At 51.1% G+C, this 12,046-nt stretch carries 8 protein-coding genes; all 8 read right to left on the bottom strand.

Translation table 11 applies throughout. From position 1 onward, the window contains the following. Window positions 1–23: 23 nt before the first annotated feature. The 8 genes from hisD to C7W93_RS00235 all read right to left on the bottom strand — a co-directional run bounded on the left by hisD (window position 24) and on the right by C7W93_RS00235 (window position 11,939). Window positions 24–1,331: a histidinol dehydrogenase gene (gene hisD, locus C7W93_RS00270; RefSeq protein ID WP_108438233.1), complete on the bottom strand. Its 1,308-nt coding sequence runs from the start codon at window positions 1,329–1,331 to the stop codon at window positions 24–26. A gap of 74 nt (window positions 1,332–1,405) precedes the next feature. Continuing rightward, a complete protein-coding gene (locus C7W93_RS00265) occupies window positions 1,406–3,205 on the bottom strand; it encodes a thiamine pyrophosphate-binding protein (RefSeq protein WP_225869710.1) in 1,800 nt (599 codons plus the stop codon). An 814-nt stretch (window positions 3,206–4,019) separates the two neighbouring features. Beyond that, window positions 4,020–5,564 (bottom strand): GMC oxidoreductase, encoded by a 1,545-nt coding sequence (locus tag C7W93_RS00260; RefSeq protein WP_108438231.1) that lies wholly within the window; start codon window positions 5,562–5,564, stop codon window positions 4,020–4,022. Between the two features lie 32 nt (window positions 5,565–5,596). Beyond that, a complete protein-coding gene (locus C7W93_RS00255) occupies window positions 5,597–6,298 on the bottom strand; it encodes a hypothetical protein (RefSeq protein WP_108438230.1) in 702 nt (233 codons plus the stop codon). A 168-nt stretch (window positions 6,299–6,466) separates the two neighbouring features. After that, window positions 6,467–8,080 carry a GMC family oxidoreductase gene (locus C7W93_RS00250; RefSeq protein WP_108440386.1) on the bottom strand — a complete coding sequence of 538 codons (1,614 nt, stop codon included), beginning with the start codon at window positions 8,078–8,080 and terminating at the stop codon, window positions 6,467–6,469. A 174-nt stretch (window positions 8,081–8,254) separates the two neighbouring features. Beyond that, the gene (locus tag C7W93_RS00245) at window positions 8,255–9,451 is read right to left on the bottom strand and encodes an MFS transporter (RefSeq protein WP_108438229.1); all 1,197 of its coding nucleotides are present in this window, start codon (window positions 9,449–9,451) and stop codon (window positions 8,255–8,257) included. 19 nt (window positions 9,452–9,470) lie between these two features. After that, entirely contained in the window at window positions 9,471–10,559 is a 1,089-nt protein-coding gene (locus C7W93_RS00240) for an oxidoreductase (protein ID WP_108438228.1), read from the bottom strand. 3 nt (window positions 10,560–10,562) lie between these two features. Beyond that, window positions 10,563–11,939 carry a cytosine permease gene (locus C7W93_RS00235; RefSeq protein WP_108438227.1) on the bottom strand — a complete coding sequence of 459 codons (1,377 nt, stop codon included), beginning with the start codon at window positions 11,937–11,939 and terminating at the stop codon, window positions 10,563–10,565. Window positions 11,940–12,046: the final 107 nt, after the last annotated feature.

Genomic DNA, 12,046 nt, shown 5'->3' with positions numbered 1-12,046 from the left:
TGTTACCCGGTCCCCCTCGACCGTTACTCCACAGCTTTACCGAAGGCGACTTCCTTGTGCCCGAATCGGCGCACGCGAATATTTGCTTGCTCGGCATGTCCGGAGAAGCCTTCCAAGATGCAAAGTCGTGAGCAATATTCGCCAATCATTGAGGAAGCTTCATCAGTTAAAATCCGCTGGTATGTGCACGTTTTAAGAAACTTACCTACCCACAGTCCGCCAGTGAAGCGCGCAGCGCCTGATGTCGGCAAAGTGTGATTAGTACCGATAACCTTATCGCCATACGCCACATTGGTGCGGGTGCCGAGAAACAATGCCCCATAGTTTTGCAAGCGCTCTAGGAAGAAATCGGGATTTTTTGTCATCACCTGAACGTGCTCAGATGCGATAAGGTCAGATTCACGAATCATTTCCTCATCATTTTCACAAACGATAATTTCACCGTAGTTGTCCCATGCCTGACGCGCGATTTCCTGCGTATCCAATAAGCCAAGCAAGCGCTCAATCTCGACTAAAGTTTCGTCCGCAAGACGTTTGGAAGTCGTAATCAGCACCGCTGGCGAAGTAGGACCATGCTCGGCCTGTCCTAGCAAATCAGTAGCAACGAGTTCTCCATCCACTGTATCGTCGGCAATGACCAGCGTTTCAGTCGGGCCAGCAACGAGATCGATCCCCACTTTTCCAAAAAATTGGCGCTTGGCTTCGGCAACATAGGCGTTGCCAGGACCCACAATCATGTCCACTTGCGGAAACTCGCCAATGCCCAAAGCCATCGAAGCAATAGCCTGTACACCGCCAAGGCAGTAAATTTCGTCTGCACCGGCAAGGTGAATTGCGGCGATGACGGCAGGACTAGGACGGCCGTCAAATGGCGGTGAAGTAGCGATCACGCGCTTTGCCCCGGCAACTTTAGCCGTCACAATACCCATGTGGGCGGAAGCCACTAGCGGATATTTACCGCTTGGCACGTAACATCCGACAGTCTCAATCGGGATGTTCTTATGACCCAGAATCACACCCGGGAATGTCTCTACCTCAATATCCTTCATTGAAGCGAGTTGATGCTCCGCAAAATTTCGCACTTGCGCCTGTGCGAATTTGATGTCTTCGATTTGCTGTGGGGTCAGTTCCGCCAGGCATGCATCAATGTCGGCCTGAGACATACGGAAAGTCTTAGGCTCCCATTTATCAAACATTGCGGAATAGGTACGGACACCAGCGTCACCTCGAACGGAGATATCCTTGATCATTGACTCAACAGTGTCCCTGACCTTTGAAACATCCGCTTCGCCGGCAGGTTGATCTGTAGCTGACTTTAATTTGTACGACATATTCTTCCCTATTAAATGCTTATTTCGACTGATTAATTTGTTTCGGGACGCGCTGCCCGAGTTTCTTTAAGCGTTTACAAATGCTGCTCAAGCGCACGACCTTCGTTATATTCATCATGCGCACTTCCCTCGACATAGGCCGGAACAGGGAAATCCCACCAACCAGGCGTAAACGGTCCACCTGCATCCCGAGCAGTGATTACCTCAACCAAAGAAGGTCCGTTGCAAGCCAGGGCGTTCTTCAGTGCCGGATTAAGCTGTGATACTTGTTCGACACGCCACGCTTCAAGCCCGAAGTTTCTGGCAATTTCCGTGAAGTTCGGGGAATACGGTTTTCCGTCCGGTGTATTGAACTCGCTGCCAATGTGACGTCCCATGATCTTGCGCTGACCACCACGGATCGACATGTAGCCGCTATTGTTTTGCACAAGGAAAACAACGGGGATATTGTGCATAACGCAAACTGCCATTTCTTGAAGCGACTGCAAGAAATCACCATCGCCAACGATGCATACAACTTGTCTGGTCGGCATTGCCAATTTCGCGCCAATTGCCGCCGGTACTGCCCATCCCATTGAGGAAAAACTACCGGAAGTCAAATGGGTCCGCGGCAAATAAACGGGGAAAGTCTGCTTCACAGCACCTTGGGTATTACCCGAACCAACAACGACGATACCGTCACGATCCATCAACTTTCGCAGTTCGCCGAGCGGACGCTGCGAAGTAAAGGGAACGGCATCACTATCGCGACGTCTGGCAAGCAGAGCTTCCCACTCACCTTTCAACCGTTCAATATCGCTAAAGTAGCTTTCACGCTGGGAGAGTATGCGTGTGGATTCTTCTGCAGAGATCGCTGCCAATATATCCGTCAGGGCACTCTTGGCGTCCGCGACAACACCGACTTCGGTCGGATAGTTTTTGCCGATTTCCTGGAAATCGATGTCTATATGAATTAGCTTGGCTGGTGGGAATGAGAAACTTGCACCTTTGCGGTAACTTGAGGCGGACCAATCGGTAAAACGACAACCGACTGAAAGAACGACATCAGCACTGGCCGCAATGGCATTACCGCATGTTGTGCCGGTTTGACCGACAGACCAGGTATTGAGCCGATGATCCTCGGGAATGGCACCCTTGCCATTCCATGTTGTCACGACGGCTGCTCCGATTTTTTCGGCAAGAGCCACGAGTTCTTCTGATGCCTCCGACGTGATGGCACCACCGCCCGCCACGATAACGGGGCGCTTAGCGCCAACAAGAAGCGCAACAGCTTTTTCAATAACCTGAGGGTCTGCACGCATTCGGCCACCGCCCATGCGTTCGTTCAATGGGTGAATCGAGACATCGGCAGACTCGGCTTGCAAGTCCATCGGGATTTCGAGATGAACAGGGCCTGGGCGACCGCTCAACATGGTGTTGAAGGCGCGATGCATCAGAAAAGGTAGTTCATCAACGCGTGTCGCTTCCCAGTGGCGTTTCGTCACGCCTTCAACCACCCGTGGGAAATCGTTGGATTGATTGCGATCCAGCTCCTGCATTACACCGTGCCCTGCCATATGCGTTGCTGGGCCGCCGGTAATTAACATAGTGGCCGTTGAATCTGCGAATGCAGTTGCGAGACCAATAATCGTATTTGTCGCACCCGCGCCGATCGATACCACTGCCGCCATCGGCTTGCCCGACGCACGGTAATAGCCATCAGCCATATGCACAGCACTTTGCTCATGCATGACCTGAATAAATGGCAACTCAGTACCAGGCTCGAGGAATGCATCCAGCATCGACCAACAACCATGGCCAGGAACGCCTGCGACATACTGAACGCCATATTCCTTCAGGGCTTTCGCTACGATTTGTCCACCAGTAAGTTTCACAATCTTTTCCTTTTAAATAAAGTTGTGTTGATGTGCATAAAAATAAAATGTGATCAGGCGAATCTTGTCTAGCCCAAACTAGACAACTCCTCACCACATCAACCAAACGCTTGTAATTGGCAAAGTCCACGCTCCGCTTGGGATAATTTTCAGACCGCCTTTTAGTAAAAAATAATGTGCGTTTTCTTATTTTTCAAAACACATTTTTCTTACGATCGGTTACTGCACCAAGGTGCTGTCTCTTACAGCAAGTATCGTATGGCGAACACGAGAGATCAATTTCGCATCAAGATCATTTTCGACGCACTGTGACGCACATGATGGCGTCACCTCCCTGACGGCGTGAATAGAACTCTTAGCGCCCTTTAAAAATGCAAGCAGGATGGAGGGCTCAGCAGTGCACCGCACAAAACGCCGCTGGCAGTCCGGGATGAATGCGCTGTTCGATCAATTCTTTGTAACGAGGTTGGATTAACGCGCGATACCTGGGGCTGGTCCAGCCAGTTGATTGAAAGAGAACGTGAAGGTCGATGGATGCATGCTCAGGTGAGTCCAACACCATAACCGGGCAATGACGCGCTGTGAAGCAGATACGAAAATGCGCGAGAATTCACCGCGCAATAATGGCTGAATGTTAATCCATGGAGGTCGCCGACTAAGCGAATGCAGGCACTCTTTCGCAACTAAAAGAATGCCTGCCAACGAAGCACGAATGCCTCTGCGTTTAGCGCAGCAGCTTGTTTAACGTGCGCCAAAATACTCATCAAATACTCGACCATTCGTTAACAAGCCGTCGCTGGTAATACATCTATCCTTAAACGGAACTTTCCTGCCAACTTACGTGGCATTGAAAGTCGTTTGCCGCGATGTGATCGGCCACCCGCAATGCTTGCGCGACAATCGTCAATGCCGGATTGACTGCTGCCGAGGATGGGAAAAAAGAGGCGTCGACGACAAATAGATTATTGTGGTCATGAGACCTGCAATAGGGATCTATTGCAGACTCAGCCGGATCGGCGCCAAATTTGACTGTACCGCATTGATGGGAGGTGGAGTGTCGCACCATTGCCTCGGTCAGAATGACTGGATACCCGATGCCACGCAGGACCGAAGAAAAGCGTTTGACCAAACGTCGATGCCCCGTCAGGTTATTTTGAGACCAAGACAAGCGGATTTTATTCCCATCCATCATGACCCGATTATCAATCTCAGGCAGATCTTCGGATTGAATAAACCAATCTACACTACGTCCTGCCAGCGCCGCGCCCACCGAGCGCGGGAGAAATTTCACGTTTGCGGCCAACATCCCACTTTGGAGCTTGCCCAACAGTTGTATATTCCCCATCGGGTACGGAAACCCCGACTCACCAAAATAATAATCGTTGAGAGCCAGCGTCTTTTGAAAGCCTGTAGGGTTGAGATGCCTGGACAGCGACATCATCGCTGTCTGGTTATGGCACATGTAATTTCTGCCGACGAGGCCTGAACTATTGGCGATGCCGTTTGGTGCGCCGTCTGCGGCAGAACCTAACAACAATGCAGCACTATTTACGGCTCCACAGGAAAGGACAATCGTCTTCGCAGTCAGCTTCCGAAGCTTTCCTTCATGCAAAACTTCAACCGCCGAGATTTGTTTCCCATCAGGGGAAAGTATCAGTCTTTTAGCATGCGCCCCTGTCATCAGTTCGACTCGGCCGGTTGCCAGTGCGGGTTGTACGAGGGACGTTTCGGCATCGTTTTTCGCGGATATCTTGCACGGGAATCCATCGCAGGTTTTGCATAGAATGCAGCGTCCACCTTCTCGCACGTCTATCGAGAGAGGCAAGGCAAATGGATGTAATCCGGCCTTGTGCAGACGGTCTGCAACAGAGGCAATCAATGGCTCTGACGGTACCGGCGGAAAGGGGTATGGATAGCCGTTCCTACGCGGTGCGGTCGGATCGTTGTCATCATTTCCATGGACACCAAACAGCGCTTCTGCCTGTTCATAATAGGGCAGCAGATCATCATAAGTAATTGGCCATTTCGGCGAGAGTCCTTCTGCGTGTTCAAGATCATCGAAATCCCGCTCTCGGAATCGCAGCATGGAACAACCAAAAAGCTTGGTATTGCCACCAACATTGTAAAACATGGATGGACGAAACGGCCTTCCTTCGCGGTCTAGCCACTCTTCGGTCGACGTATATATTTTCTTAAAAAAGACCGCGTCAACGCTCCAATTATCTTGTTCTTTTGGAAGAAATGTACCGCGCTCAAGGAGCAGTACATGCAGGCCGCGTTCGGCCAGACGAAGAGCAACGGCGCCGCCACCGGCGCCGCTACCAACGACGATTACATCTGCTGCGGTATGATTTTTCATGGTTTTCAATTCTGGGTGGTGCCACTACAAAATTATGTTGACGGATGCAGTTCGATTGCCAACCAGATGCAATCCGTATCCGAGTAATACCGGTGCCATGGATATTCCCATGTAACGTCGGAAGTGACGTGCGCGAACGGGTCATGGGTTAAGCCAGGCGGCATAATGACCTCTTCGAAAAGCGTTTGATCGCTCTGCGCCACGAATTTCTGCATACGGCCTGTTCCGTGTATCTGGGTGTGAACCTCAAGGAAAGGATGCTCATTATGTATAAAGCAGTCCGTTCCCGCCGGTGCCCACCACAGATTGAGTCTGATCCCGAAGGTTTGTACATTCCGCAGCTCGGTGCGCTGATTTGCGAAAAAATAAGGATCGGTACTCACATTTCCTATCTCATCAAATTTCGAAATATACAGAGGCGTCGTACGCGGGAATTTCGCAAACCGATTTCCGAACCATTCCCAATCGCGAAACACCAGCCCGCCGAGATTCGTCGTATTGGGTATGCGAAATATCACCACCCGCTCGGCTTTTTCAATTGTACCGCCTCGCAAGATGGTCGATTTCCATGGCGGTATGACGCCAGGCACCTTACCGGAGATGATCATTGGGGAAGTAGACAGGTTGACTACAATGCCATCCTCAACCCGAAAATTCGACACATCGTTAACGAGCTGTGCTTCGACGAATTCGTCGGAGAACTCGAGTGCGCGCCCATGATTAATTGCTGTCATTTTAATACTTTCATTTCAAAACATTTTCTTTCATCAATACGAGATTCGGCTGATACCGGAACCAGGTCTACTTGAGTCTTTCAGCATATTGTTGCTCTCATATCTGGGCGGCCATTGGCCCGTACATCCCAACAACTATTTTTAAATTATTCTAGCCGCCAACCTCGACTATGCAAGACCAATCCCGCGAATTAGATCGGACGCCTTTTCGCCAATCATGATGCAAGGGCCATTTATATTTCCCGAGATGACGTTAGGCATGACAGAGGCGTCGGCGACACGCAATCCCTCAATTCCCCTGACGCGTAACTGCGGGTCCACAACGCTTAATGCGTCCCGCCCCATCTTGCAGGTTCCGGCAGGATGCAATGCGGCATGAGTATATTTACGCAGAAATGCAGCCACCTCATCCCGGTCAAATATTTCACGTTCGGGAAAGTTTTGGCACACGATATATTGACGGATGGCTGGCTGCTTCATGATTTCCTGTGCCCTGAAGAAGCCTTCTGTAAGGCATGCTATATCGTAATCGTCGGACAAATAATTAGGCGCAATACGAGGTACGTCGAACGGATCGCCACTTCTTAGAGAAACCCGACCTCTTGAGCGAGGACGTACTTGTCCGAAATTGATGGTGCAACCATTTCCGCCTGGGACTGCGTTCACGCCCTCTTCAATTCCCGCGCCGACGACAAAGAAATATTGGAGATCGGGGATAGGGTCCGATAACGTCCCTCGGGAGAACGCACCGCCCTCAATAAGATTGGACGAAATGGGGCCGCTTTGATTAACCAGATATTGAAGCGCCGCCCACGGTTTCCATCTCAGCAATTTGTACTTATCATAGCTATCCGGGCCCTTCAGCTGGTACACCAGAGACATCTCAAGATGGTCTTGCAAGTTTTCTCCAACACCTTGCAAATCGACGTGCGGTGTGATGCCATGCTGTCGCAAGTGATCGGCTGGGCCAATCCCGGATAGCATGAGTAATTTCGGCGAGTTGATTGCTCCTGCCGAAATGATCACTTCACGTTCGGCACGCAGCGTAACCCGCGTTCCGTTTTCAAGGTATTCGACACCCACTGCGCGTCCTTGCTCGATCAGGATCCGAGTTACTTTTTTGCCCGTCAGTACCTGAAGATTTTTTCGAGATTGCGCAGGTTTCAAAAAGGCACTGGATGCGCTTGATCTCTTGCCATTTTTTGCGGTGATTTGATATAGCCCGCATCCTTCCTGATTGCCCGCGTTGAAGTCATCGACGTAGTTAAATCCGGCCTGCTGACACGCCTGCAGCCAGCGCTTGGTAAGCGGGTGGACATACCTCGGATCCGAAACGCCCAGCGGGCCACCGACACCATGGACATCATTGCAAAAGCGCTCGTTGTCTTCCGAGCGCTTGAAATAGGGAAGCACGTCGTTGTATGACCAACCATCCGCGCCAGACGCCTGCCAGAGATCGTAGTCAGCCGGGTTGCCGCGAATATAAATCATGGCGTTCACCGAGCTTCCGCCACCTAGAACGCTGGCCTGAACCATTGTGTCTTGATTCTCGCGCGGATGTCCCTCGGTGGGCTCCCACGGGTATCGCTTAAGCAACTCCCCTTGCGCCGTCTTGTAATAGGTGCCGGGAAACTTAATATATGGACTCGAATCTCGTGGTCCTTCCTCAAGTAGGGTGACCGTCACATTGGGATCTTCAGACAGCCGCGCAGCGATGACACAGCCGGTGGAGCCTCCGCCGACAATGATATAGGTTTGACTAACGTTATTACTGCTGGGCATTTTTATACTCTTTTCTACTTGCAAGTGGCCAGGCATTTACGATGCCTGCATCGTTCCAGACAGAATCAAACCAGATACGGCAACTTTTCAAGATGTTTCAATCGCCAGAATTCCACAGCTATTCCGAAAAAAATTTCAACATCAACTATGCCGTACCCGGTTATCTTTGGACGATTAGTGATGTGAAGGCAGCTTAATTCGTCCGAATATCCTTGCTGAAATGACGATAAGAAATAGCGCAGTCAGCGGCAGAAACAGGCCAACGGTTTGATTGAAACGACCGGCTACAATGCCGATTGCCAGCGGTTCCACCAATGCGCCTACATAGCCAACGATAGCGCAGACGCTTACCCCTTTTCCTGGTGCTGTTGGGACAAGCGCCGCAGCCCGTGTATATAGCATCGGAACCACATTGGCGAGCCCAAGTCCGGCCATAATGAAACCGGTCATTGCCATGATGGGAGTAGGAAAGACGATCGCAATCAGTACACCTGCACAGGATAACAATCCGCCTGCGGCAACCATCGCCACCGGTCCGATACGTCGTATCACCGCGTCACCGAACAGACGACTGAGCGCCATTCCCAGAGCGAAGCCACCGTTACCAAGCGTCGCCATCGCGGCGCTGGCGTGTGCTACATCACGGACATACTTGTAACTCCACTCAAACAAGCCGAACTCGGCGAATATTGCCAGCGATGCAAGCAACGCGATGCTCAACAATTTACCGTTGGTCCAGGGCGAAACGTTTTTTGCCTCACGCACGGGCTCTGGGCGTAAGTCGCCGATTGTCGGATAACACGACATGACGATGACCAAGATGAGGACCATGGCCACAAACAGGCAGTTCGCTGGACTCAATCCGTGGGAAAACAAAACGCCACACATTGCAGCTCCGGCCAAGGCGCCAAAGCTATAGGACGAGTGAAAAGTCGACATGATCTCCGCTCCCCAATCCCGCTCAACCAGGGTTGCGTGCGCATTCATCGAGATATCCATCACACTATTCGCGGCCCCCAATATAAAAATAGCCCCGGCTAGCAAGATCATCGTCGGCACGTTCCCAGGAATAAGCAGCGTTACCGCAACCAGTCCGCCCCCCACGAGAATCACGCGGCGGCTGCCGAATTTCGTCGTCAACCATCCGGTAATGAGCATCGATACAATGGCGCCGATCGCATAAGGGCCGAGAACAATACCGTAAGACTCTGGGTCAAGCTTAAGTTTGGTGGCAATCCCGGCAATGGCAGAAGACCAGGCCCCCATCGCAATACCGTTCACAAAAAATACTGCAGCCAGTGAATAGCGCGTCCATCGAAGTGAGTTATCTCTAGTCGCCGCAGCTGACTTCAAAGTTAATGTCGATTCCATTGAATACTCCAGTGCAGGTTTAGGTTGGAAAGGCTTTGCGCTCTTCGTCGGACAAATCCAACTCCAGCGTCGTTTTTATCGCTGCGGCCCGCGCTGCAGTCTCTAATACAGCCATCAAGACAACCGCCTGATGAGGCGTCACGGGATTCGCACCCTGCCCCCGCAAAGCGCGGTCGATCGAGGCGTAATATTGGCCTTGATCTCCCCTGCTCGCAGGAAGCAATTCGCGTTGCGTACGGTCACTGCTTTTGAATAACCACGCATCATCCGGATCGATACCCCAATCAGCATCAGCAGGCGAACCGCCGTTGATCATTTGCGCTTCTTGCGGATCTGCGCCATATTTGATTAGGCTTGCCGCTGTTCCGTGCACGGCGAAACGGAAAGATCCACCGACGACGTATTGGGCTGCGTGGAGAACCACTCTTAATTTATCGTACTCAAATACGACGTTGAACCAATCGTCGGTCTGCGCGCCATCGCGTTGTTGCGCGAAATTCGCCGTGATGGTCTTGGGGATACCGAAGAGAAGCAGGGCTTGATCGGCGATATGCGGTCCTAGGTCAAACCATGTTCCACCAGCTGGCGTGGGTTTTTCCCGCCAAGCGTTCGGCACCGTCGGTGAATAACGATCTATATGCGATTCAAAATGTAGGACGCTGCCCATGAGGCCATTTGCAATCGCGTCTTTGACAGTCAAGAAATCACTGTCCCAACGGCGGTTTTGAAAAACGGAAAGCAGGCAGTTATTCGCATCAGCCAATGCCGCCAGTTCGCGTGCCTCTTCGAGGGTCGGCGTAAATGGTTTCTCCACGACGACATGCTTCCCGGCCGACAATGCAATTTTTGCAAGCCGCACATGGTCGGCATTCACTCCTGCGATCACGACGAGATCTACTTGATCATCGGTAGCAGCGTCCTCAGATCGAAGAACGCGAAACGCGGGGCATTCTGCTTTAACCTCCTCGATCCGATTTGTGCCTATGACCGAAAAATCCAGGCCCTTAACCGAATTGATGAGCGGGGTGTGAAAATTCTTCGACACCCAGCCGTAACCGACTACCGCTACTCGAATTTTCCTTTCATGCTCAAAAAGTGCAACCGCCATTTTTTATGCCTCTTTCGTTTGAATTGTTTGAATTGCGTTGTGGCTTTGCGCCGATTTCATAAATAAAAGATAGAGTGCACCCGGCACGATCAGGGCCGGGACAAACGCGATATCCACATCAAGCCATTTGGCGATGGGGCCCTTGAAGAACGAGAGGCTCACGAATGGTATTTCTGCAAGAATGGCGAAGAAAAATGCTACGAAAGCCGCACGGTTGTATCTTCCATATTGGCCATGGACGTCGTATAACTCTGCGACGTTGTATTTACCCTTGCGTAAAAAATAGTAGTCCGCAAGGTTGATGGAACTCCACGGCACCAGAACATAAATTTGCCCGTTCAAAATATCGGCAAAGTAATTATCAAAGTTGTATTGCGTGGCTGCAGCTATGGCTGTAACAACAATAAAGACACAGAAAATAATCACAAACTTGAGAGCGAGACTGACCGTAGACATGCCGCGAAATCCGGTGAATATCGTGGTAATCGCCATATAAGCGCTATAGAAATTAAGCGCATTGATTTCAATAACGCCGAGCAAAATGACGATGAACGCAGCAACTTGATAATGCGGAAACAGCTGTGCAATCGCACTGCCTGGATCGGTGGTCGCGGCACCCACGGTAGCTGCCAGCAAAGCACCGAAAATCATTACCAAAGACGCGCCAATGCTGCTTCCCAGATACGTGTACCAAAAGGTCGATTGTGTCGAGACCTGTTTCGGCAGATATCTGGAATAATCCGCAACAAAGGTACAGAACCCCAGTGTCCAGGATGCGGCCTGTGCGACGACTAGCCAAAATAACGGTGATTTAAAGGCGATCGACTTGGCAGGATCAATGGGCAAGCCATACTTCCCTAGTAAAACCATGGTGCCTGAGGCGAAAATCGCCAAAGAGACCAACGACATTACCGCCCCGATTTTGTGTATAAGCTCGTATCCTGCGGCGCTTACGAGCAGCGTCACCGCACCAAATACGATAATCGACTGTGTATCTCCTATTGGCAGAAGCGTTTTCACAGCGTTTCGCATAATCACTGCATTCGCAGCCGAGAACAATAGATAGGTCACCACGACCACGACTAGCGGTAGAGCTGCGCCTAATACGCCAAACTGAGCACGGCTCTGGATCATCTGCGGAACCCCCAAATGCGGCCCCTGAGCTGAGTGCGCAGCCATGAATATGCTGCCCAGGAAATTCCCGATTAAAATGGCAATGGTCGTTGAGACAAAATCAAGTCCGCTCGCAATCCCCAGTGTCCCGACCACCAGAGCCGTGACCTGCATATTCGTGCTAAACCAGATGGTAAACAAACGTTTGGCGCTGCCATAGCGTTCGCTTTCGGGAACAAACTCAATACCCCGCGCTTCGATTTTCATATCAATCTGTCTCCTTTTTACTTAATTCATGAGACCGGTTCGCTCTTGGGGGGCTAACTCGGATCGTCCTGCGCTAGGGCGCAAGGTTTTTCAGTGCAGTCGACATT

It is taken from the genome of Glaciimonas sp. PCH181 (genome assembly GCF_003056055.1).
Lineage (GTDB): Bacteria > Pseudomonadota > Gammaproteobacteria > Burkholderiales > Burkholderiaceae_D > Glaciimonas.
This window is presented reverse-complemented; position numbering and strand designations above follow the sequence as displayed.